This is a genomic window from Myceligenerans cantabricum (genome assembly GCF_054777735.1).
In genome coordinates this window covers 291,569-314,550 of sequence record NZ_BAAHAJ010000009.1, presented here as the reverse complement: position 1 = coordinate 314,550, position 22,982 = coordinate 291,569, and the positions used below count along the sequence as shown (strand labels likewise).

Sequence of the window (22,982 nt, the reverse complement as noted above, 5' to 3'; positions counted from 1 at the left end):
GGACGGAACTCTCCTGGTCTCGGATGAACGGACGGTAACGCACGTCAGGCGTCTGGTGGCGGGTGTGCGGCCGGTGTCGTCCCGGCGAGGTGGTGCGGTCCGATGTCGGTGGTCCGTGCGGTGCCCGCGAGCGCCATGGTGATCTCGAGCTCGGCGAGGACGTGCTGGGTGACGGCGTGGACGCCGTCGGCCCCGGCGAGGGCGAGGCCGTAGACCCAGGGGCGGCCGAGGAGGACGGCGTCGGCGCCGAGGGCGAGGGCGACGAAGGCGTCGGCGCCGGTGCGGATGCCGGAGTCGAACAGGACGGGGGTGCCGGGGGTGTGGGTGCGGGTGGCGTGGGCGATGGCGGGGAGGGTGTCGAGGGAGGCGACGGCGTTGTCGAGCTGTCGTCCGCCGTGGTTGGAGACGATGATGCCTGCTGCGCCGTGGTCGAGGGCGGCGGTGGCGTCGTCGGGGGTCTGGATGCCTTTGACGAGGATGGGCAGGTCGGTGAGGTCGCGGAGGCGGGCGAGGTCGGTCCAGGTGAGGGTGGGGTCGGAGAAGGTGTCGAGGAAGGTGTCGACGTGGGTGCGGGTGGCGTGGTGGCGGCGCAGGGCCAGGAGGGTGGCCAGGGCGCGGAGGGTGGGGCGTGGGCCGGGGGTGCCGTCGGTGGCGGAGGGCGGCGGTGGCGGGTGTGCCGCGCGTGCGGTGGCGAGCTCCTGGAACGCGGGGTCGGTGAGGTACTGGGCGAGGCCTTCGCCGCGGGCGAAGGGGAGGTTGCCGAGGTCGAGGTCGCGGGTGCGCCAGCCGAGGGTGCTGGTGTCGGTGGTCAGGACGATGGCTTCGGCGCCGATGTGCTCGGCGCGGCGGACGAGGGACTCGGCGAGGGCGGCGGAGCGGGGCCAGTAGAGCTGGTACCAGCGGGGGGTGTCGCCGAGGGTGGCGGCGGTGCTCTCCATGGGGGTGGAGGCCTGGGTGGAGATGATGACGGGCAGACCGGTGCGGGCGGCGGCGCGGGCGAGCTCGGGTTCGGCGCCGGCGGGGGTGCCTGCTCGGCCGTGGCGGTGCTGGACGGCGAGCTCGAGGGCGCCGACGGGGGCGTAGAGCAGGGGTGCGGGCAGGTCGCGGCCGAGGAGGGTGGTGGTGAGGTCGCGCTCGGCGGTGCCGGTGAGCTGGCGGGGCAGGATGCGGTGCCGGGTGAAGGCGGCGCGGTTGGCGGCGGCGGTGCGCTGGTCGCCGGCGCCGTCGGCGATGTAGGCGGCGCCGCGGCGGGTCATGGCCTGGCGGGCGGCGGCCTCGAGCCGGTCGGGTGAGGTGGGCACGACGGGGCGGTGGCCGTAGGCGCCTGCGCGGTAGATGCCGGACTGCACTGTCCGGCCGATGTTCTTCATGTGCGGGCTTCCTCGCTCAGAGGGTTTCCTGGGGGGACTTCTCGGACTGCCAGTGCCAGGCCTCGGGGACGCGGCCGTTGGGTTCGGCCCAGCGGGGGTGGACCCAGCCGTGGGCGGCGGCGTTGGCCTTCATCCACGTGTACTGGGCGCTGCCGAAGGTCTGGATGCCGCCGCCGAGGTCGACGGCGACGCCGAGGCCGTGGGTGGAGCAGCCGGGGGCGGCGGCGATGGGTGAGCTCGGGTCGTAGAGCCCGGTCTGGTCGTCGAGGGTGCGGTAGGCGGAGTTGATGGTGAGGTCGGTGCCGAACGCGGTGCGGTAGGCGGTGTTGAGCGCGACGAGGGAGTCGAGGACGTCGGCGCGGACCCGGTATCCGGTGTCCCAGGGGATGGGGGCGAGCCGCTGGTCGGGGAGGCGGCCGCTCTCGGGGGTCCACAGCTGGTCGGCGGCGGGGCAGGAGATCTCGTCCTGGGCGGCGAGCATGGTGTCGGTGGCGGAGGTCAGCTCGGCCTGACGGGAGCCGAGGTCGTCGACGGCCTGCTCGAGCTCGGCCAGGCCGGCGTCGGCGAGGCGGTCGTCGCCGGTGCGGGTCTGGGTGACCTCGGCGGAGTCCACGGTGCCCTGGAGGGCGGAGCGGGTCAGCTCGTCGGCGCCGAGCCCGTCGGTGGCGGTGTAGACCTTCCCGGCGCGGGTGAGGCTGGCGCCGAGCCGTTCGCGGCCGGCGGCGACGTCGCTCCGGGCACGCTGCACCATCGAGGACCACACGACGTCCGAGCCGGCGATCAGCGCGTCGGTGGCCTCCGAGGCCTGGCCGGGGAGTCGGCCCAGGAACGGTACGCCGGCCAGGACGTCGTCGGCGGTGGCGAGCTGCTGCGCGAGGGCGTCGCGGGTGGCGGGCTCGGCGACGCGGCCCTCGGACTGGTCCAGCAGGGTGCGGGCGGACTCCGCCTGCGTGACGAGGTCTGCGGCCTCCCGCTCCAGGTACCAGTAGGCGCCCCCGAAGGTCACGGCCAGCAGGAACGCGAGCAGCGAGACGATCACGAAGTTGGTGCGGCCCCGTCGTCTCCTGGGCTTCTTCGCGGACGCCGGCTCCGGGAAGGGCGTCGGGGCGGCGGCTGGGGGTGGGAAGGCCGTCTCGGTCACAGCGTCAGAACCTACGGCACGAGCCACCGGCGGCGACAATCCCGGCGGGGTGAATTGTCTGGCCGGCGGTGTCGGGCGGACGTCGCGTGCACGCGACGTCTGTGCATTCCCCTCACGGCCGGCGGGTGGATCCCCCTCTACGGTGGGCAGCATGTCACGAACCTCTCTGGCACTGATCACCGTCCTCGCGCTCACCGGGTGCTCCCCCGCCGGCGCGGCGACCACCGCCGAGACGGCCGCGCGGAGCACGGCCGAGACCCCGGTCGAGACCGGGACCCCGGCGGCGCTGCCCCCGACCGGCGGCAGCTTCGACTACCAGCTCGGCGCGGCGTACGTGCCGGACGGCGGGCTGGACGTCGTGGTGCGGGACGCCACCGCGGATCCGCTGCCGGGTGCCTACAACGTGTGCTACGTCAACGGGTTCCAGACCCAGCCCGGCGAGGCAGACCTGTGGACCGGCCGGAACGAGGACCTGCTGCTGCACGACGCGGACGGCCGCCTGGTGATCGACCCCGACTGGCCGGACGAGTTCGTGCTCGACCCGTCAACGCAGCAGCGGCGCGACGGGATCGTCGCGGTCCTCGGGCCGGTGATCACCGGGTGCGCCGACGACGGGTTCGACGCGGTGGAGATCGACAACCTGGACACGTTCACGCGGTACGACGACCCGGCCACCGGGCTCGTGGAGCGGGCCGGCGCGCTCGCCCTCGCCGCCGCCTACGCGGAGGTCGCGCACGAGGCGGGGCTCGCCGTCGCGCAGAAGAACACGGCCGAGCTGGAGGGCGACGGGGCCGGTCTCGGGTTCGACTTCGCGGTGGCCGAGGAGTGCGGCGCCGTGAGCGCCGACGCGCGGGACGAGGACCCGGGGACGGACTACAGCGAGTGCGGCGTGTACCGCGAGGCGTACGGCGACCACGTGCTGCAGGTCGAGTACACCGACCACCTGCCCGTGCCGTTCGACGCGCTGTGCGACGACCCGGACCGCGCCCCGCTGACGGTCCTGCGGGACCGGGACCTGGTCGGCCCCGGCGACCCGGACCACGCCCTGGAACGGTGCGCGGCCGGGTCGTGACAGCCGGTCGTAGCACCCGGTCGCCGGAGCCCGGCCGGGGCCGGGTGGACGCCGTCGGCGGCGAGACGCTCCGGGACGTCGCCGCCGGCGGCAATTTTCCTCCGCACCCCGGCCCCGGCGGGCTATCATCCATCCGTGCCCGAACCACAGCCGTCCGCGTCGTCGCAGGTCCCACTGCGCTGGCAGCCCGACACGCTGCTGGGCGAGCCGTTCGAGCAGAGCAAGCTCGGCCCGGCGACCCTCGTGCGCCACGTGCCGCACGACACGACGGTCCCGCCGCACGCCGCCGTCCTGCACGTGCACGGCTACAACGACTACTTCTTCCAGGAGCACCTCGCCCGCGCCTTCACCCGCGCCGGCTACGCCTTCCACGCCGTCGACCTGCGCGCCGCCGGCCGGTCCCTGCGCCCGGACCAGGTGCCGCACTTCGTCGGCGACCTGCGCGAGCAGGCGGCCGACATCGACGAGGCCGCCCGCGCCGTGCGCGGCCTGCGCCCCGGCCTCCCCCTCGTGGTGCACGCCCACTCCACCGGCGGCCTCACCGCGGCCCTGTGGGCCCACGCCCGGCGCGCCACCCTCCCCGACGGCTCCTACCTCGGCCCCGACCTCCTCGTGCTGAACAGCCCGTTCCTCGACCTGCCGAGCTCCCTGCTCGACCGCACCGTCGGCACCTGGCTGCTGCGCATCGCCGCACCCGCGAGCCCGCACCGGGTCGTCACGAACGGGCCGAGCGTGTACGCCGCCCATCTCCTGGCCGCGAACGGCGGCCGCTGGGAGTTCGACACCCGGCTCAAGAAACCCGAGGGGCAGCCCTCGCTCGCCCTGTGGATGCGCGCCGTGCGGCGGGTCCAGATGCAGGTCGCCAACGGGCTCAAGATCTCCGTCCCGGTGCTCGTGGCCCGCTCCGGCTCGTCCGGGCCGGACCGGCCCGACAACCCGCTGCTGGACGCGCAGGACACCGTGCTCGACGTCGACCAGATCGCCCGCCGCTCCCGCCGGCTCGGTGCCGACGTCACCCCGCTCGTCGTGCCCGGCGGCGTGCACGACCTCGCGCTGTCCGCCGACGGGCCACGCACCGAGTACCTCGGCAAGATGTTCGCGTGGCTCGAGGAACGCCTGTGACCGACGACGAGGCCGACGACGGCCGCTCCCCCGCGGGCGGCTACCTCGACGCGCCGAACGGCTTCGCCGCGCTCGCCCACCGCGGCTTCGCGCGGCCCGGCGGCGTCGACAACGGGCTCGAGAACTCCCTGGCCGCGTTCGCGGCCGCCGTCGACCTCGGGTACTCCTACGTCGAGACGGACGCCCACGGCACCTCCGACGGCGTCGCCGTCGCCCTGCACGACGCGTCCCTCGACCGCACCACCGACGCCGCCGGGCTCGTCGCCGAGCTGCCCTGGAGCGTCGTGCGCACCGCCCGCATCGGCGGCATCGAGCCCGTGCCACGGCTCGACGAGCTCCTGGGCACGTGGCCGGGCCTGCGCGTGAACATCGATGTCAAGGCCGCCTCCGGCGTCGCCGCCGTGGCCGACGCGGTCGAGCGCACCGCCGCCCACGACCGCGTCTGCCTCACCTCCTTCTCCCCCGCCCGGCGCCGCGCCACCCTCGCACGCCTGTCCCGCCCGGTGGCGACGTCGGCCGGCACCGGCGAGGTCGCCCGCTTCCTGGCCGCGACCCGCGCGCGCCTCGCGCCGCTGGCCCGCCGCGCCCTGCGCGACGTCGGCGCGCTCCAGGTCCCCGTGGCCCAGCGCGTCCCGCTCGGGGGACGGCTCACGGTCGTGGACGCCGCCACCGTGCGCGCCGCCCACCGCGCCGGGCGGCAGGTCCACGTGTGGACGGTCGACGACGCCGACGAGATGCACCGCCTCGTCGACCTCGGCGTGGACGGCATCGTCACCGACCGCGCCGACGTCCTCAGGGACGTGCTCACCGCCCGGGGGCTGTGGGCCTGAGGGACGTGTGCGGCGGGTGCCGCCGTGCCCGCTCAGCCCAGCGACACCTGCGTCTCGCGCCCCGTCGGCGGTTCCTTCGACACCTCGGCGTGCGCGGCGGCCAGGATGGTCGGGTCCGGCCCCTCCAGCCGTGCCGGCCGGGCGACGTCGTGCAGCACCACGAACCGCAGCATGTCGCCGCGGGACTTCTTGTCGCGGCGCATGGCGGCGAGCAGGTCGTCCCACCGGTCCCCGCGGTACGACGTCGGCAGCCCGAGCGCGGTGAGGATCTCGCGGTGGCGGTCCACGACGGCGTCGTCCAGCTTGCCGGCGAGCCGCGCGAGCTCGGCGGCGAACACCATGCCCACGGCCACCGCGGCACCGTGCCGCCACTGGTAGCGCTCGGCGAGCTCCACGGCGTGGCCGAACGTGTGCCCGTAGTTGAGGATCTCCCGCAGGCCGGCCTCCTTGAGGTCCTGGCCCACGACGTCGGCCTTGACGCGCACGGACCGGGTGACGAGCTCGGCGAGCACGTCCCAGGTCTCCTGCGACGCGTCGGCCCCCTGCCAGCCCTTGAGCTCGGCGTGGTGCCGCTCGACGAGCCGGAGGATCTCCTCGTCGGCGATGAAGCCCGTCTTGACGACCTCCGCCAGGCCCGCCACGAGGTCCCACCGGTCCAGCGACGCGAGGGACGCCAGGTCGCACAGCACCCCGGCAGGCGGGTGGAACGCCCCGACCAGGTTCTTCCCCTCGGAGGTGTTGATGCCCGTCTTGCCGCCGACCGCGGCATCGACCATCGCGAGCAGCGTGGTCGGCACGTGCACGACACGGATGCCACGCAGCCAGGTCGCGGCGACGAACCCGGCCAGGTCCGTCGTCGCGCCGCCGCCCACGGACACGATCGCGTCGGACCGCGTGAAGTCCGCCTGCCCCAGGACCCCCCAGCAGAACGCCGCGACCTGCGCGGTCTTCTGCTCCTCGGCGTCCGGCAGCTCGACGACGAACGCCTCGTAGCCCTGCGCGGCCAGGTCCTCGCGGATCGCCTCGCCCGTCGCCTCCAGCGACGCGGGGTGCATCACCAGGACGCGGCGGGCGTCGCGTCCGATCATCGCGGGCAGCTCGCCGAGCAGGTGGTGCCCGACGACGACGTCGTACGGCCGGTCCCCCGGGACCGTGACACGAGTGGTGGTCACTGCTGTCCGTCCTCCGTCCACGCGCCGGGCGCGTCGTCCTCCAGGTGCTTGGGGTCCCGCAGCTCGGCGACGGGCTCCAGCCCGAGACCGGCCAGGACGTCGGCGGCCGCCTCCGGGGCGGGACGCTCCGTGGACTCGATCCGCAGGGTGGCGAGCCGCTCGTAGGTGGGGCGCCGCGCGTCCATGAGGGCCTGCCAGCGCTGGCGCGGGTTGCCGAGCAGCAGCGGCCGGGCACGGTTCATGCCGACGCGCGGCGCCGCGACGGCGAGCGTCACGTCGAGAAAGACGACGCGGCCGCCCCGTTCGGCGTACGCGGTGAGCGCCTCCTCGGTGGCCTCGTCCATCACCGAGCCGCCGCCGAGGGACAGGACGCCGTCGTGGCCCGCGAGCGCGGCGGCGACGGCCTCGCGCTCCAGGGCGCGGAACGCGGGCTCGCCGTCGTCCACGAAGATCTCGGGGACGGGCTTGCCCGCCCGCTCCTCGATGTCGTGGTCGGTGTCGCGCACGTCCAGGCCGAGCCCGTGCGCGAGGATGCGGCCGAGCTTGGACTTGCCGGAGCCGGGCGGGCCGATCAGGACGAGGACCGGACCGGGCGTGGTGGTCCCGCTCACCGCAGGGTCTCCGGGATCGCGGCCAGGTAGGCCTCGGCGTTGCGCCGGGTCTCGGACAGGGAGTCCCCGCCGAACTTCTCGATCGCGGCCTCCGCGAGGACGAGGGCGACCATGGCCTCGGCGACGACGGCGGCGGGCGGCACCGCGCACACGTCCGAGCGCTGGTGGTGGGCGGTGACGGGCTCGCCGGTGGCGACGTCGACCGTGGGCAGGGCACGCGGGACGGTGGAGATGGGTTTCATGGCGGCGCGCACCCGCACGGCCTCGCCGTTGGACATGCCGCCCTCGACGCCGCCGGCGCGGTTCGTGTCGCGGACGAGGCCGTCGCCCGGCCCGGTGCCGGACCCGGGCAGGATGGCGTCGTGGGCAGCGGTGCCGCGGCGGCGGGCGGTGCGGAAGCCGTCGCCGACCTCGACGCCCTTGATGGCCTGGATGCCCATGAGCGCGGCGGCGAGGCGCGCGTCGAGGCGGCGGTCGCCCTGCACGTAGGTGCCGAGCCCGGAGGGGACGCCGTGCGCGACGACCTCGACGACGCCACCGAGGGTGTCGCCGTCGGCCTTGGCCAGGTCGATCTCCTCGACCATGAGCGCGGAGGTGGCGGCGTGGTGGCAGCGCACCGGGTCGGCGTCGAGGGCGGCGACGTCGTCGGGGCCGGGCACGGGCGCGTCCTCGGGCACCTCGACCGTCCCGATCGCGACGACGTGCGAGACGAGCCGCACGCCGAGGGCCTGCTCGAGGAACCGGGCGGCCGCCGTGCCGAGCGCGACGCGCATCGCGGTCTCGCGGGCGCTGGCCCGCTCCAGGACGGGGCGGGCGTCGTCGAACGCGTACTTGCGCATGCCGACGAGGTCGGCGTGGCCGGGCCGCGGGCGGGTCAGGGGCCGGTTGCGGGCGATCTCCTTCTCGTCACCCGTGCCGGCGTCCTTCAGCAGGGCCTCGCGGGGCACCGGGTCGGCGGACATCACCTCGGTCCACCGCGGCCACTCGGAGTTGCCGATCTCGACGGCGAGCGGGCCGCCCTGCGTGATCCCGTGGCGCAGGCCGCCCAGGATCCGCAGCTCGTCCTGCTCGAACTTCTGCCGGGACCCGCGCCCGTAGCCGAGGCGCCGACGCGCCAGTGCGGCACGGATGTCGTCCCCCGTGAGAGCGACACCGGCCGGCAGGCCTTCCATCACCCCCACCAGGGCAGGTCCGTGCGACTCTCCCGAGGTCAACCAGCGCAGCATGCGCCCAATCCTGACACGTCGAGCGCGGTCGTGAGTGCCGCGTCCATGGCGGCGAGCACGCCGGCGGTCGAGCCGTGGTGCCCGGTCATGAGGCGCAGCTGCTCGACGGCCTGGTGCAGCAGCATGCGCTCGCCGGGCACGGGGGTGCCGCCGGCGGCGGCCCAGGCGGTGTGCAGGGCGGTGGGGCGGGGGTCGTAGGCGACGTCGAGGAGGACACCGCCGACGCCCTCCGGGCCGGCGGCGCCGGCCAGGGTCGCCGCGAGGGGGTCCGCGGCGCGGGGCGGCAGCGTGGAGACGACGACGTCGGCCGCCGCGAGCATCCGCGCGGCCTCCCCGTCGGCGCCGGTCAGGTCGGCCTCGACGAGGTCGGGGGTGACGCCCGTGCGGGCGATCGCGGCGTTCAGCTCCTCGACGCGCCCCAGGGAGCGCACCAGGACGCGCGGGGAGGTGCAGCCCAGCTCGGCGAGCGCGGCCAGGGCGGAGGCGGCGGTCGCTCCCCCGCCGAGCACGACCGCGGACGGCACGGCGGCGGACGTCGCGGAACCACCCCGGCTTTTTTCGGCGGCCTCCCGGTCCCGCAGCCCTTCGCGCAGCGCCTGGACGAGCCCGTGGACGTCGGTGTTGGCGCCGGTGAGGCTGACGGCGTCGCCGGGGCCCGCCGGGGAGACGAGGATCGTGTTCACCGCGCCGACCGCGGCGGCCGGCGGGTCGACATGGTCCACGAGCGCGAGCGCGCGGTGCTTGAGGGGCATGGTCAGGGACAGGCCGGCCCAGCTCCGGTCGAGGCCGCGCAGGAAGCCCTCGAGGCCGTCCTCGGTGACGTCGTGGCGGCCGTACTCCCAGCCGTCGAGGCCGAGGGCTCGGTAGGCGGCGGTGTGCAGGGCCGGGGACAGGGAGTGGGCGACCGGGTGCCCGAGGACGGCGGCGCGGCGCGCGCTCACGTCCACGCCTCGCCGGTGAGGGTCTCGTAGATCTCGACGTACCGCCGACGGGCCTGGTCGACGACGTCGGCGGGGATCTCGGGGCCCGGCGCGGTACGGTCCCAGCCGGTGGTCCCGGACCAGTCGCGCACGTACTGCTTGTCGTACGACCACTGCGCCCGGCCGGGCTCGTGCTCGGAGGCCTTCCAGAAGCGCGAGGAGTCGGGGGTGAGCACCTCGTCGGCCAGGGTGAGGACGCCGTCGGCGTCGTGCCCGAACTCCAGCTTCGTGTCGGCGATGACGACGCCGCGCTCACGGGCGATCTCGGAGCCGCGGGCGTAGATGCGCAGGGTCAGGTCGCGCAGCCGTTCCGCCGTGGCGGCCCCGGTGGTCTCGACGACCGTCTCGTACGGGATGTACTCGTCGTGGCCGTCGTCGGCCTTGGTCGACGGGGTGAACACGGGCTGCGGCAGGCGGTCCGCCTCCACGAGGCCGGGCGGGAGCGTGACGCCGGACACGCTGCCCGACTCCTGGTAGGAGCGCAGCCCCAGGCCGGCGAGGTAGCCGCGCGCGATGCACTCCACCGGCACGATGTCGAGCCGCCGGCAGCGGATCGCCCGGCCCTTCCACCGGGCCGGCACGTCCTCGCTGACGACGTGGTTCGGCACGAGGTCCGCGAGCTGGCGGAACCACCACAGCGACAGCTGCGTGAGGATCGCGCCCTTGTCGGGGATCGGCGTCGGGAGCACGACGTCGTACACCGACATCCGGTCGGAGGCGACCAGGATCACGTCCTGCCCGTCCGCGTACACCTCGCGTACCTTGCCCTGGCGAATCAGTTCCACGGCGAAAGGCTACGTCAACGCAGGCCCGCTCACTCGCTCCAGTCCGGGTGCTCGGCCTCCCACTGCCGCAGCTCGGCGACCAGCTCCTGGAACTCGGCGTCGGTGGTCGCGAACTTCGTCTGCCCGGTGGCGTGGTCCACCGTGACCCAGTACATCTCGTCGCCGTCCGCCGGGTGCAGCGCCGCGTCGATGGACGCGCGGCCCGGGTTCGAGATGGGGGTGGGCGGCAGGCCCTTGTGGATGCGCAGGTTGTACGGGTTGGTGGCGTCGTCGAGCTCGGAGCGGGTCAGGGCGCCGCTGGTGCGCCCCGTCCCGTACAGCACGGCGGCGTCGATGCCGAGCGACCAGTTCTCGTCCAGCCGCCGCTGGATGACGCCCGACATCTTGGGCCGGTCCTCCGGGCGCAGCGCCTCCCGCTCGATGAGGGACGCCCGCGTGAGGATCTCCTCCCACCGGGCCGGCGGCACGCCCGCGTCCTCGAGCTGGGAGACCGTCATCTGGATCATCGTCGCGACGACGTCGGCCGGCTCCGTCTTGTCCGGACCGACCTCGTACGTCTGCGGGAACAGCCAGCCCTCGCCGTTGCCCTCCGCCTGCTCCGGGAGCTGCGAGGCGAGGTTCGAGAACGCCTTCTGGGTCGCCTTCTTCGGCCAGCCCGCCTCGATCATCCGGTCGCGGACCTGGGCCGCCGTCAGGCCTTCCGGGACGGTGAGCCCGCCGCGGGCGACCGAGTTGGCCGCGAGCGCGGACACGGCGTCCGCGGCGGCCATCCGCGTGCGCAGCGTGTGGGTGCCCGGCTGGATGGAGGGCGCGTCCGGGTTCTCGTCGAAGGCGTGCTTGAAGGCGTCGTAGGAGGCGACGACGTCGTTGGCGACGAGCAGCTCCCCGATGATCGAGCCGTTGGCACCCTCGGGGATCTCGACGGGGAGCTCCTCGCCGCCGGGCCCGTCGTAGTCCTCGGCCGCGAGCGGGGTCTCCCAGCCGAACAGGTAGCCGTCGTTCTTCCAGGTCCAGGCACCCAGGCCGGCGACCACGACCAGCAGCCCCACGACGGCGAACACCACCGCGCGCATCGCGCCGCTCTGCCCTCCGCGGCGGTCGCCCCGGCCGCTGCGGCCGCCCCGCGACGTGCGTGCCCCGCCGCTCCTGCGGCCTCTGCCCGTCCCGGCCCAGTGGCGCGGCGGTCCTTCGTTCGACACGTCAGCCATCGGCGCGCGGTTCACCCGTCTCTCGTGCTGTGCTCTCTCGCCGCGGCGCAAGGATCGCGCCGCGGCGAGACGGTTATATCAGGTCGGCGGGGCGCGGCCGCAACCGGCCCCGGACCGCCGGAAGGCAGCGAAGACCCAGGCCGCGGCGCCGCAGCGGCCGTCGGCCCGGGCCCGCCGGCCGCGCACGACACGCTCAGTCCTGGGCGGCCTGCCACTCACGGAGCTCGGCCACGTACTCCTGGTGCTGAGCGTACGTCTCGGAGAACTTCGTCTCCCCCGTGTCCAGGTTCACGGTGACCCAGAACTTCCAGGTGCCCGGCTCGGGGTGCAGGACGGCGTCGATCGAGGCGCTGCTGGGGCTCGCGATCGGGGTGGGGGGCAGGCCGACGTGCCGCTCCAGGTTGTACGGCGTGTCGGCGTCCTTGTCGTCGTTCGTCAGCGCCGTGCCGGGCTTGTCCAGGCCGAACGCGAGGGAGGAGTCGATCTGGAGCTGCATGTCGTCCTCGAGCCGGTTCTCGATCGCCCGGGCGACCTTCGGGCGGTCCCCGTCCAGCAGCGCCTCGCGCTCGACGAGGGAGGCCTTGATCAGGACGTCCTGACGCTGACCGGCGGGCACGTCCTGGGCGTCGAGCTCGGAGACGGTGTTCCGCACCATCCGCTCCAGGACCTCGGCGGCCGTCTCCTCGGCCGGGTCGACCGTGTAGGTGTGCGGGCGGAGCCAGCCCTCGGCGCTCCCCCCGGCCTGCTTCGGCAGGCCGATGGACCGGGGCCGGTCCAGCGCCCGCTCGAAGTCCGCGACGGGGATGCCGGAGACGGACGCGAGTCGCTCGACCGTCTGGGCGACGGTGAAGCCCTCGGGAATGGTCACCTCGAGGTGCGCCATCTCGTTCTTGGCCAGGAGCGCGACGGCGTCGGTCGCCTTCATCTCGGTCAGCATGTCGCGGGTTCCGGGCCGGATCCCGGAGGCGTCGGGGTTCTCCTCGAACGCCTTGGTGAAGGCGTCCTTGCTGGCCACGACGCCGGCCTCGTGGAGGACCTCGGCCATGTCGAAGCCGGTCGACCCGTCGAGGATCTCGACCTCCACGGGGTCCGTGCCCGGGCCGGGGTAGTCCTTGGCGGCGATCGGGTTGTCGAAGGAGAGCAGCGTGTCGCGCTGGCCCCACAGCAGGTAGCCCGCCCCGCCCACGAGGCCGAGGCACACGAGCAGCACGACGAACGACCGCCCCTGACGGCGGCGGCGCCGCTTGCGGCGGCGGTCGTCCCGGCCCCTGCGGCGGGGTCGCTGAGTGCTGGCCGGCGGGCGCCCCTGAGCTTCAAGGGGCGCAGTGAACAGGTCCGTCACCTCGTCGATCCTTCACTTCTGGGGGCTGGGTGCCGGGGGCGCACAGGCGGTGCGCTCATCCCGCGTCGGCACCCGTACCGGCGCGGACTCCTGTCGCCCGCTCGGCGTCGAGTGCGGATTGCAGAATGATAACGGCTGCGGCCTGGTCGATCACAGACCGGTGCTTCCGGGTGCCGCGTCCGGCCGCGTGGAGCGCCTGCGTGGCGGTGACCGTCGTCATGCGCTCGTCGACGAACCGGAGCTCGCACGCGCCCTGCCCGGCGGCCTCCAGGGCGCGCGCGAGCCCGGCGGCGAACCCGCGCGCGTCCGCGCTCGACGCGCCCTCCGTGCCGTTCAGGTGCCGCGGCAGGCCGACGTACACGACCGCGGCGGACCGGTCGGCCGCCTCGGCCGCGATGCGGCGCAGCGCGGCGGTCTCCGGGACGCGCCCGACGGTCTCGACCGGCGTGGCCACGAGCCCGTCCGGGTCGCTCGCGGCGAGGCCGACGCGAGCCTTGCCGACGTCGAGCGCCAGGCGGGCGCCCCGGGGCAGGCCGGGCTCGTGGCTCCCGGCCCGCCCCGGGCCGCCGCCGTCGGCCGCGGGGGTCACGCGCCGACCGCGGCCAGGCGGACGCCGTCGGCGACGCCGGCGAGCGCCTCGCCGAGCTTCGCCGGGTCCTGGCCGCCACCCTGGGCCAGGTCGGGGTTGCCGCCGCCCCCGCCGCCGAGCGTGCGGGCCGCGGCACGCACCAGGGCGCCGGCCTGGTGGCCGCCCGCGCGGGCGGCCTCGTTGGTCGCGACCACGATCGCCGGGCGCCCGTTGGCCGTGCCGCCCACGGCGACCACGACGGGCTCGGCCGCGCCGAGCCGGGCGCGCACGTCGAGCACGAGGGCGCGCAGGTCGTCGGCGGCGGCGGCGCCGGCGTCGTGCGTGACGACGCGCACGTCGCCCACGCGCGGCGCGTCGGCGGCCAGCCGGCCCGCGGTGGCGAGCAGCCGCTCCTGGCGCACGCCGGCCAGCTCCTTCTCCGCGTCCTTCAGGCGGGTCATGAGCGAGCCCACCCGGTCGGCCAGGTCGTCGGGACGCGAGTTCAGCATCCCGGACAGCTGCCCCACCAGGGCGTGCTCGGTGGCCTGGAAGCCGTACGCGCCGTCGCCCACGAGGGCGTCGACACGACGCACGCCCGAGCCGATCGACGACTCCCCGAGCAGCGTGACCCGCCCCAGCTCGCCCGTGAGCCGCACGTGCGTGCCACCGCACAGCTCGCGCGACCAGTCCCCGCCGATCGACACGACGCGCACGACGTCGCCGTACTTCTCGCCGAACAGCGCCATGGCGCCCTGCTCCCTGGCCGCGGCCAGGGACATCTGCTGGTCGGTGACCTCCAGGTTCTCGGTCAGCAGCGTGTTGACCCGCTCCTCGATCTCGCCGAGCGAGGACGACGGGACAGCCTGGGGCGAGCGGAAGTCGAACCGGATACGGCTCGGGGCGTTCTCCGAGCCGGCCTGCGTCCGGTCCGGGCCGACGAGCTCGTGCAGCGCCTTGTGGATCATGTGCGTGGCCGAGTGGGCCTTGCTGATCGCCGTGCGGCGGGTGGTGTCGATGGCGGCGGTGCCCGGGTCACCGAGCGTGACCGTGCCCTCGACCAGGCGGCCGCGGTGCACGTTGAGGCCCTTGACGGGGCGCTGCACGTCGTCCACCTCGATCGTGGCGCCGCCGTCGAGCACGATCGTGCCCTGGTCGGCGAGCTGGCCACCGGCCTCCGCGTAGAACGGCGTGCGGTCGAGCACCACCTCGACGTCGGCGGGGGCAGTGGCGGCCGGCGCCGGGACGCCGCCGGACAGCAGGCCCACGACCCGGACCGTCGCGTCGTGCTCGGTGTAGCCGAGGAACTCGACCGGTGCGGCCAGCTCCTTGGCGACCGACTCGTACGCGCCGAGGTCGACGTTGCCGTGCCGCTTCGCCATCGCGTCCGCGCGGGCGCGGGTGCGCTGCTCGGCCATCAGCGTGCGGAAGGCCTGCTCGTCGACCTGCACGCCCTGCTCGGCGGCCATCTCCAGGGTCAGGTCGATCGGGAAGCCGTACGTGTCGTGCAGGCGGAACGCGGCGTCGCCGCCCAGCACGAGGCCGGGCGCGCCCTCGGGGGCGGACGCCTTGACCTGCTGCACCGCCTCCTCCAGGATCGTCGTGCCCGACTCCAGGGTGCGGCGGAACGCCTCCTCCTCGGCGTAGGCGACCTGGGAGATCCGCTCGAAGTCCGTCTCCAGCTCCGGGTAGGAGGCCTTCATCGCGTCCTTGGACACGGGCAGCAGCGACGGCAGGGCGACGCCGTCGACCCCGAGCAGCCGCATCGCGCGCACCGAGCGGCGCAGCAGGCGGCGCAGCACGTAGCCGCGGCCCTCGTTGGAGGGGCGCACGCCGTCGCCGATGATCATCAGGGCGCTGCGCACGTGGTCGGCCACGACGCGCATGCGCACGTCGTCCTCGTGGTCCGCGCCGTACGTGCGGCCCGACAGCCGCTCGGCGGCGTCGATGACCGGGCGCACCTCGTCGATCTCGTACAGGTTGTCCACGCCCTGGAGCAGGAAGGCGACCCGCTCCAGGCCCATGCCCGTGTCGATGTTCTTCGCCGTGAGGTCACCGACGACCCGGAAGTCGTCCTTCGCCTTCACGTCGTCCAGCGCGTACTGCATGAACACGAGGTTCCAGATCTCGATGTACCGGTCCTCGTCGGCCTCCGGGCCGCCCTCGGCACCGTACTCGGGGCCGCGGTCGTAGAAGATCTCCGAGCAGGGACCGCCCGGGCCCGGCTGGCCGGTGTGCCAGAAGTTGTCCTTCTTGCCACGCGACTGGATGCGGTCGTCCCGGAGGTCCGTGACCTTCTTCCAGAGCTCGCGCGCCTCGTCGTCCTCGTGGTAGACGGTGGCCCACAGCCGGTCCGGGTCGATGCCGAGGCCGCCGTCCTCGCGGGAGCCCGTGAGGAGCTCCCAGGCGAACCGGATCGCGTCCTCCTTGAAGTAGTCCCCGAAGGAGAAGTTTCCGTTCATCTGGAAGAACGTGCCGTGCCGGGTGGTCTTGCCGACCTCGTCGATGTCGAGCGTGCGCACGCACTTCTGCACGCTCGTGGCGCGCTGCCACGGCGGCGTCTGCTGGCCCGTCATGTACGGGATGAACGGCACCATGCCGGCGATCGTGAACAGCGTGGACGGGTCCGGGCTGATCACCGACGCCGACGGCACCACCGCGTGACCCCTTGCCTCGAAGAAGTCGAGCCAACGCTTGCGGATCTCGGCGGTACGCATCTGTTGCGGTCCTTGTCTCGTGGTCCGGCGCGCGCTCGCGCGCCGGAGTGGGTTTCCGTGGGTCCAGTCTCCCGCGCGCCGGCGGGAAAGACGAAACTGATAGTGGCCGGCAGGAGGCCGGCCCGTGGTCAGCGGCCGGTCCGGCGCCGCAGGTCGTCCAGGTCGTGGGTGCCGCCCGCGCCGTCGGACAGGAGGGAGGCCATGAGCTCCGCCTCGCGCGCCGCACGCGCGGTCCGGAAGTCGCCCGCGAAGCCACGGGCGCCCCGCGCCAGCCGTACCGCACCGGCGTCGGCCGCGTCCACCGCCCTCGCACCGGCCTCGGCGGCCAGGTTCGCCGGCGTGTACCGCGCGGCCAGCCGCTGCCCGCGCCGGACCACCACCACGGTGGCCACGACGCCGACCCCGATCCAGAACAGCCGCGCCCTCACCGGGTGCCGTCCTCGGTCGCCGTGTGCCGGCCCGGGCTGCCGTCGTGCCGGCCGGTCGCCCTGGCGAACGCCTGCCGCACGCCGTAGGAGAACGAGGCCACCTTGACGAGCGGCCCGCCGAGCGTCGCGGCGTACAGGCCGGTCAGAGCGCTCACGTTCTCGCTGACGGACGCCGCGCTGGTGGTCACGACGTCCACCTTCTCGAGCTGCGTGTTGGCGCTCGCGACGGCCGTCGCGGTCTCGTCCAGGATCGGCACCGAGTGCTCGGTCACCTCGCGCAGGCCGGCCCGCGCCTCTTCCAGCACCCGTCCGAGCTTGATCAGCGGATAGGCCAGGAAACCCACGAGCAGCAGGAACGCGATCGCCGCGAGCAGTCCCGCCACGTCACCGAGGGAGAAAGTCATGGCCGCAACCCTAACGCGGGACGACGGCGCCGCGCCCGGCCGGGACGGGCGCGGCGGCGCACGCATAGGATGCGTGACCGTGACCGGACACCGCCCCTTCGACCTCGCGGCGATCGGTGCGGGCCTCCCGGTCGCGGCCGCCCGCACCCGGGTCGCGCGAGCGGTGGGCGGCGGCGCCGTCGTCGTCACCGCCCCGCCCGGCACCGGCAAGACCACCTTCGTGCCGCCGCTCGTCGCGAACGAGGTGCCCGGCCGCGTCGTGGTCACGCAGCCGCGCCGGGTCGCGGTGCGGGCCGCCGCGCGCCGTCTCGCCCGGCTCGCCGGGGAGCCGGTCGGTGGCTCCGTCGGCTACACGGTGCGCGGCGAGCGGCACACCGGCGCCGCCACGCGCGTCGAGTTCGTCACCCCGGGCGTCCTCCTGCGGCGCCTGCTCGCGGATCCCGGGCTGGACGGCGTCGCCGCCGTGGTCCTGGACGAGGTGCACGAGCGCTCGATCGAGGGCGACCTGCTGCTCGGCATGCTCGCCGAGGTCCGCGCGCTGCGCGACGACCTCGCCCTGGTCGCGATGTCGGCGACCCTCGACGCGGCGCCGGTCGCGGAGCTGCTGGGCGGGGCGCCCGTCGTCGACGTCCCGTCGGTCCTGCACCCGCTGCGGGTGGACCACTCCCCCGGCACCGCGCCACGGCTCGGCCCGCACGGCGTGACGCGGGAGTTCCTCGCCCACGTCGCCTCGCTCGCCGTCGAGGCCCAGGCCGCCGACGACGTCGACGCGCTCGTGTTCCTGCCGGGGGCGCGCGAGGTCGACGCGGTGGTGCGAGAGATCGGCGAGCGGGCCCGGCACGTCGAGGTGCTGCCCCTGCACGGCAGGCTCCCGCCGGCGGCGCAGGACCGCGCGACCGCGGGCCGCGCGACGGTATGCGACCCGCGGCGCATCGTGGTGAGCACCGCGCTCGCCGAGAGCTCGCTGACCGTGCCCGGCGTGCGCCTGGTGATCGACGCCGGGCTGGCGCGCGAGCCCCGCCGGGACGCCGCGCGCGACATGACGGGCCTCGTCACCGTGAGCGTGTCGCGCGCGAGCGCCGAGCAGCGCGCGGGCCGGGCGGCGCGCCAGGGCCCGGGCCGTGTCGTGCGCGCCTACTCCGAGACCGACCTCGCGCGCATGCCCGCCGCGGCGACGCCCGAGATCGCGACCGCGGACCTCACCGACGCGGCCCTCGTCCTCGCGGCGTGGGGCACGCCGGGGGGCGTGGGGCTGCACCTGCTCACCCCGCCGCCGTCCGCCGCGACGCGGCGCGCGACCGCCACGCTGCGCGACCTCGAGGTGACCGACGCGACCGGCCGCGTGACGCCGCTGGGCGCGCGGGTCGCGCGGATGCCGGTCGGCGTGCGCGCCGGGCGAGCGCTGCTGGCCGCACGCGCCGCGGGCGTCCCGGCACGCGCCGCGGCCGAGGTGGTCGCGGCGCTGTCGGGCGGGCACCGGACGACGGGGGCGGACCTCGCGCGGCTGCTCGGGGACCTCCGCGGCGACCGGGTGCCGGGGGCTGCCCGCTGGCGCGAGGACGTGCGACGTCTCGAACGGCTCGCCGCGGCCGGGCGGCCCGCTCCCGGCCCGGCCGACGACGGCGCACAGGGCGGCACGGACGCCGCCGGCGTCGTCACGGCGCTCGCGCGCCCGGAGTGGATCGCGCGCCGCGCGCCCGGCGACCCGCGCGTCTACCTGCTCGCGAGCGGGACCCGGGCGGCGCTCCCCGCGGGCAGCGCGCTCCTCGGCTCGCCGTGGCTCGCCGTGTGGGACGTGCAGCGGGCCGACGGCCACGCGGCCGCCGGCACGGGTGCCGTGATCCGCCTCGCCGCGCACCTCGACGAACGGGACGCCCTGCGGGTCGCCGGCCCGCTCGTCTCTCGGGCGCGCGCCGCGACCGTCACCGGCGGCCGCGTGCGGGCGCGCGAGGAGACGGCGCTCGGGGCGATCGTCCTGTCGTCCACCCCGGTCACGCCGGACGCCGCGGACCGCGCGCGGGCGACGGCGGACCTCCTGCGGGCCCAGGGCCTCGACGCGATCCCGTGGTCCGAGGCCGCGACGAGCCTGCGCGCACGGCTCGCGCTGCTGCACCGCGCGCTGGGGAGCCCCTGGCCAGACGTGGGCGACGCGGCGCTGCTCGACCGGCTCGACGAGTGGCTCCCGCCGTCGGGCGACCTGGCGCGCCTCGACCTGACCTCCGCGCTGCGGGCGCTGCTGCCCTGGCCCGAGGCGTCCCGGCTCGGCGAGCTCGCGCCGGAGCGGCTCACCGTGCCGTCGGGGTCCCGGGTCCGCATCGACTACTCCTCGGACCCCGCGGGCAGCCCCGTCGTCGCCGTCAAGCTGCAGGAGCTGTTCGGTCTGGCCGACACCCCGCGCCTCGCGGACGCACGCGTGCCGGTGCTCTTCCACCTGCTGTCCCCCGCCCGACGGCCGCTCGCCGTCACCGCCGACCTGGCGTCGTTCTGGAACGGCCCCTACGCCGACGTGCGCAAGGAGATGCGTGGCCGCTACCCGAGGCACCCCTGGCCCGAGGACCCGTGGACGGCCCCCGCGACGTCGCGCACCACCCGCCCCCGCTGAGCACGCCGGGCACGACGACGGCCCGCGCCGGCGCCCCCTTGCCGGGGACGCCGTCACGGGCCGTGGCCGGATCAGATATTCAGCCTCTGACCAGGGCTTGCGCTGGAGGTGTCAGCGTGCGTAGTACTCGACGACCATCTGCACGTCGCAGGTCACGGGGACCTCGGCGCGCTTCGGGTGACGGGTCAGCGTCGCGGACAGCTTCTCCAGCTGCACCTCGAGGTAGCCGGGGAGGTTCGGCAGCACGTCGCGGTGCGCGCCGGCGGCGGCGACCTGGAACGGCGTGGTCGCCTGGCTCTTCGGCTTCACCTGGATGGTCTGGCCCTCCTTCACGCGGAAGGAAGGACGGTCCACGATCTTGCCGTCCACCAGGATGTGACGGTGGGTCACGATCTGGCGGGCCTGCAGGATGGTGCGGCCGAACCCGGCGCGCAGCACGAGGGAGTCGAGACGGGTCTCGAGGTCCTCGACCATGACCTCACCGGTCAGGCCGGGCTGCTTGCGGGAGTTCTCGTACACCTTGAGGAGCTGCTTCTCCCGCAGGGCGTACTGCGCCCGGAGGCGCTGCTTCTCGCGCAGACGCACCGCGTAGTCCGACTCGGTGCGGCGACGGGCGCGCCCGTGCTCACCGGGCGGGTACGGGCGCTTCTCGAAGTGCTTCACGGCCTTCGGCGTGAGCGGGAGGCCGAGCTTACGGCTCAGGCGAACCTGGCGCCGCGAACGGGTGACAGAGGTCACGTGATTCCTGTCCTTCGTGGTTGATAGGTCACACCCGGGGCCGGCGCCGTCCACGGACGGGGTACCAGCCGGGTGCGGGACCAGCCGACGGACGTGTCGCACGGGCGAGCCGCACACGCGTCGCGGGGCCGAGGTCCCAGGGAGTCGCCGTTCCGGCCGGAGCCGGCAGGGCAACCGCACCAGACTACAGCACGGCCCCGGTCGCGCCCGTGGCCACCCCCGCGCCCGGGACCTGCCCGAGGCGGGCGACAGGCGTCCGACTCCGCACCGGAGGTGCGCCCGACGAAACGAACAGCGCTTTGTCAAGTACGAAATGGCAGGCCAGAAAGCAATCAAGGGCCTGATGGCGTCGCGTGCGCCGGCCGTGTCAGCCTCCCGGCATAGGGTTTGCGGCATGGACCTGTTCTCCGCCACGACGACCACGGAGCGCGGCACGCCCGAGGTGAGCGGCGCCGCGCCGCTCGCCGTGCGGATGCGGCCCGCCGCGGTGGAGGAGATCGCCGGGCAGGAGCACCTGCTCGAGCCGGGGTCGCCGCTGCGGCGCCTCATCGAGCCCGGGGAGCCCGGCCGCGCGGCGCCGTCGTCGGTCATCCTCTGGGGGCCGCCGGGCACGGGGAAGACGACGCTGGCCTACCTGATCGCCACGATGTCGGGCCGCCGGTTCGTGGAGCTGTCGGCCGTGACGGCCGGGGTCAAGGACGTGCGCCAGGTGGTGGAGGACGCGCGGCGGCGCCTGGCCACGGGCGCGGCGGAGACCGTGCTGTTCGTGGACGAGGTGCACCGCTTCTCCAAGACGCAGCAGGACGCGCTGCTGCCGTCGGTCGAGAACCGCTGGGTCACGCTCGTCGCCGCCACCACGGAGAACCCGTCGTTCTCCGTGAACTCGCCCCTGCTGTCGCGCTCGCTGCTGCTCACCCTGCGGCCGCTCACGTCCGAGCACGTGCACGACCTCGTGGGCCGCGCCGTCGCCGACCCGCGCGGGCTCGCCGGGTCCGTGACGCTGGCGGGCGAGGCGGCCGAGCACCTCGTCCGCCTCGCCGGCGGCGACGCCCGCAAGGCCCTGACCGTCCTGGAGGCCGCCGCCGGGGCGGTGCTGTCCGACGGCGACGCGCCGGAGACCGTCCCGCCGGAGATCACGCTGGCCGACGTCGAGCGGGCGGTCGACGTCGCCGCGGTGCGCTACGACCGGGACGGCGACCAGCACTACGACGTCATCAGCGCGTTCATCAAGTCGATCCGCGGGTCCGACGTCGACGCCGCGCTGCACTATCTCGCGCGCATGGTCGCCGCCGGGGAGGACCCGCGGTTCATCGCCCGGCGGCTCGTCATCTCCGCGGCGGAGGACGTCGGGGTGGCCGACCCGTCCGCCCTGCAGACGGCGGTCGCCGCCGCGCAGGCCGTGCAGCTGATCGGCATGCCGGAGGGGCGCATCGTGCTGTCGGAGGCCGTGGTGCACCTGGCGACCGCGCCGAAGTCGAACGCGGCGTACCTCGCGGGCGACGCGGCGCTGGCCGACGTGCGCGCCGGGAAGGCCGGTACGGTCCCGCTCCACCTGCGCGACGCGCACTACGCGGGGGCCGAGGGACTCGGGCACGGGAACGACTACCGGTACGCCCACGACTGGCCGCACGCGGTGGCGCCGCAGCAGTACCTCCCGGACACGCTGGCGGGCACGGAGTACTACTCCCCCAGCGACCGCGGGTTCGAGCGGCAGGTCTCCGAGCGGCTGGAGCGGGTGCGGGGCATCCTGCGGTCGGACGGGTAGGCGGTCCCGCGGCGGGAGCCGCCCGCCGCCGCGGCCCGGCAGGGCGGGTCGGTCCGGTACGGCTAGGCGAGGCGGGTGTGCTCGCTCGGCGGGATGCCGATCAGGTCGAAGAGGGTGTCCATCAGGTCCGCGAACACGGCCTCGAAGTCGCCGAACACGTCGCCGACCTGGTCGTACCCCACCATGCACAGCAGCCCGTAGATCTGCCTCCAGCCCACGAAGAGCACGTAGACCGCGCCGAGCGGGAAGCCGGGCGACACCTCGGGGTGGTCGTGCAGCAGGACGCGGCGGTACACCACGAGCTGCTCGCGCAGGGCGGCGGGGATCTCCTCGTCGGGACGGAACTCGACGCCGGACCGCCAGATGCGCTCGAACGTCGGGACCCAGGCGCCGCCGAGCCGCCGCGCGATCGCCTGTCGGACGTCCGCGGACTCGCGCACGAGCCGGCGGAACGACGCGCCCATCAGGAGGTCGAACTCGTGCGGGTGCTCCCGGCACCACACGAAGATCGCGTGGGTGCCCGCGTGCACCTGCGCGGCCAGGTCTCCCGGGTCCTGCCGGCCGAGCGCCACCCCGACGTGCGCGAGCAGCTCCTCGGTGACGTCGTCGTACGTCGCCCTCAGGAGGCCCGGGCGCCCGTCGAAGTACTGGTAGAGCGCGGGCCCGCTGACGCTCAGCTCGCGGGCCACGGCGGTCATCGTCACGCCGTCGACCCCGTGCTTCGTCAGGAGGCCGCGGGCCGAGACGAGCGCGTCCTCCAGGCGGTACTGGCGGCCGCGCTCGCGGCGGCTCCTGGCATGGTCGGTCACTGGGGGCTCTCTGAGGAGGCGTGCCCCGGGCGGACACTGTCTGTCGTGGCCTTTGTAGCACACCGGCCCGGCGCGCCGGCCCGCCCGGCCGGTGC

Annotated in this window: 20 protein-coding genes; 5 read left to right on the top strand and 15 right to left on the bottom strand. The window is 75.0% G+C overall.

What is annotated here, in order from left to right; all coding sequences use genetic code 11:
- Positions 1–44: 44 nt before the first annotated feature.
- Positions 45–1,370, bottom strand: a complete 1,326-nt coding sequence (locus ACYU96_RS10570) for an alpha-hydroxy-acid oxidizing protein (protein ID WP_460752733.1) — start codon at positions 1,368–1,370, stop codon at positions 45–47.
- A 16-nt stretch (positions 1,371–1,386) separates the two neighbouring features.
- Complete coding sequence (locus ACYU96_RS10565; RefSeq protein WP_460752730.1) at positions 1,387–2,511, bottom strand: M15 family metallopeptidase; 1,125 nt, start codon at positions 2,509–2,511, stop codon at positions 1,387–1,389.
- A 151-nt stretch (positions 2,512–2,662) separates the two neighbouring features.
- Between ACYU96_RS10565 and ACYU96_RS10560 the strand changes: the two genes are divergently transcribed.
- The 3 genes from ACYU96_RS10560 to ACYU96_RS10550 all read left to right on the top strand — a co-directional run bounded on the left by ACYU96_RS10560 (position 2,663) and on the right by ACYU96_RS10550 (position 5,535).
- Positions 2,663–3,583 (top strand): endo alpha-1,4 polygalactosaminidase, encoded by a 921-nt coding sequence (locus ACYU96_RS10560; RefSeq protein WP_460752727.1) that lies wholly within the window; start codon positions 2,663–2,665, stop codon positions 3,581–3,583.
- 135 nt (positions 3,584–3,718) lie between these two features.
- Complete coding sequence (locus tag ACYU96_RS10555; protein WP_460752724.1) at positions 3,719–4,705, top strand: alpha/beta hydrolase; 987 nt, start codon at positions 3,719–3,721, stop codon at positions 4,703–4,705.
- Complete coding sequence (locus tag ACYU96_RS10550) at positions 4,702–5,535, top strand: glycerophosphodiester phosphodiesterase family protein (RefSeq protein WP_460752721.1); 834 nt, start codon at positions 4,702–4,704, stop codon at positions 5,533–5,535. Before ACYU96_RS10555 ends, ACYU96_RS10550 begins: the two co-directional genes overlap by 4 nt.
- Before the next feature lie 32 nt (positions 5,536–5,567).
- On the opposite strand, the gene aroB is transcribed toward ACYU96_RS10550, so the two are convergent.
- From aroB to ACYU96_RS10495, 11 genes are all read right to left on the bottom strand, one after another.
- Positions 5,568–6,707: a 3-dehydroquinate synthase gene (gene aroB / locus ACYU96_RS10545; RefSeq protein WP_460752718.1), complete on the bottom strand. Its 1,140-nt coding sequence runs from the start codon at positions 6,705–6,707 to the stop codon at positions 5,568–5,570.
- Positions 6,704–7,318: a shikimate kinase gene (locus tag ACYU96_RS10540; protein ID WP_460752716.1), complete on the bottom strand. Its 615-nt coding sequence runs from the start codon at positions 7,316–7,318 to the stop codon at positions 6,704–6,706. The genes aroB and ACYU96_RS10540 overlap by 4 nt, the downstream gene beginning before the upstream one ends.
- On the bottom strand, positions 7,315–8,544 hold the full coding sequence (gene aroC, locus ACYU96_RS10535; protein WP_460752713.1) for a chorismate synthase: 1,230 nt from the start codon (positions 8,542–8,544) through the stop codon (positions 7,315–7,317). Before aroC ends, ACYU96_RS10540 begins: the two co-directional genes overlap by 4 nt.
- Positions 8,529–9,485, bottom strand: coding sequence for a shikimate dehydrogenase (locus ACYU96_RS10530; RefSeq protein ID WP_460752711.1), 957 nt, complete (start codon positions 9,483–9,485; stop codon positions 8,529–8,531). The genes aroC and ACYU96_RS10530 overlap by 16 nt, the downstream gene beginning before the upstream one ends.
- Positions 9,482–10,309: a phosphoribosylaminoimidazolesuccinocarboxamide synthase gene (locus ACYU96_RS10525; RefSeq protein WP_460752708.1), complete on the bottom strand. Its 828-nt coding sequence runs from the start codon at positions 10,307–10,309 to the stop codon at positions 9,482–9,484. Before ACYU96_RS10525 ends, ACYU96_RS10530 begins: the two co-directional genes overlap by 4 nt.
- A 29-nt stretch (positions 10,310–10,338) precedes the next feature.
- Positions 10,339–11,382: an endolytic transglycosylase MltG gene (gene mltG, locus ACYU96_RS10520; RefSeq protein ID WP_460752706.1), complete on the bottom strand. Its 1,044-nt coding sequence runs from the start codon at positions 11,380–11,382 to the stop codon at positions 10,339–10,341.
- Between the two features lie 328 nt (positions 11,383–11,710).
- Positions 11,711–12,859 carry an endolytic transglycosylase MltG gene (gene mltG / locus ACYU96_RS10515; RefSeq protein ID WP_460752703.1) on the bottom strand — a complete coding sequence of 383 codons (1,149 nt, stop codon included), beginning with the start codon at positions 12,857–12,859 and terminating at the stop codon, positions 11,711–11,713.
- 55 nt (positions 12,860–12,914) lie between these two features.
- Positions 12,915–13,448: a Holliday junction resolvase RuvX gene (ruvX, locus tag ACYU96_RS10510; protein ID WP_460752701.1), complete on the bottom strand. Its 534-nt coding sequence runs from the start codon at positions 13,446–13,448 to the stop codon at positions 12,915–12,917.
- Complete coding sequence (alaS, locus tag ACYU96_RS10505) at positions 13,445–16,141, bottom strand: alanine--tRNA ligase (protein ID WP_460752698.1); 2,697 nt, start codon at positions 16,139–16,141, stop codon at positions 13,445–13,447. The genes ruvX and alaS overlap by 4 nt, the downstream gene beginning before the upstream one ends.
- A 128-nt stretch (positions 16,142–16,269) precedes the next feature.
- On the bottom strand, positions 16,270–16,569 hold the full coding sequence (locus tag ACYU96_RS10500; RefSeq protein WP_460752695.1) for a hypothetical protein: 300 nt from the start codon (positions 16,567–16,569) through the stop codon (positions 16,270–16,272).
- A complete protein-coding gene (locus tag ACYU96_RS10495) occupies positions 16,566–16,973 on the bottom strand; it encodes a DUF948 domain-containing protein (RefSeq protein ID WP_460752693.1) in 408 nt (135 codons plus the stop codon). The genes ACYU96_RS10500 and ACYU96_RS10495 overlap by 4 nt, the downstream gene beginning before the upstream one ends.
- Positions 16,974–17,052: 79 nt before the next feature.
- On the opposite strand from ACYU96_RS10495, the gene hrpB reads away from it, so the two are divergent.
- Positions 17,053–19,575, top strand: coding sequence for an ATP-dependent helicase HrpB (gene hrpB / locus ACYU96_RS10490; protein ID WP_460752690.1), 2,523 nt, complete (start codon positions 17,053–17,055; stop codon positions 19,573–19,575).
- Between the two features lie 111 nt (positions 19,576–19,686).
- On the opposite strand, the gene rpsD is transcribed toward hrpB, so the two are convergent.
- Positions 19,687–20,313 (bottom strand): 30S ribosomal protein S4, encoded by a 627-nt coding sequence (gene rpsD / locus ACYU96_RS10485; RefSeq protein ID WP_460752687.1) that lies wholly within the window; start codon positions 20,311–20,313, stop codon positions 19,687–19,689.
- Positions 20,314–20,707: 394 nt separating this feature from the next.
- Here rpsD and ACYU96_RS10480 point away from each other — a divergent pair, with 394 nt between their 5' ends.
- A complete protein-coding gene (locus ACYU96_RS10480) occupies positions 20,708–22,078 on the top strand; it encodes a replication-associated recombination protein A (protein WP_460752684.1) in 1,371 nt (456 codons plus the stop codon).
- 62 nt (positions 22,079–22,140) lie between these two features.
- On the opposite strand, the gene ACYU96_RS10475 is transcribed toward ACYU96_RS10480, so the two are convergent.
- Positions 22,141–22,887, bottom strand: a complete 747-nt coding sequence (locus ACYU96_RS10475) for a TetR/AcrR family transcriptional regulator (protein ID WP_460752681.1) — start codon at positions 22,885–22,887, stop codon at positions 22,141–22,143.
- Positions 22,888–22,982: the final 95 nt, after the last annotated feature.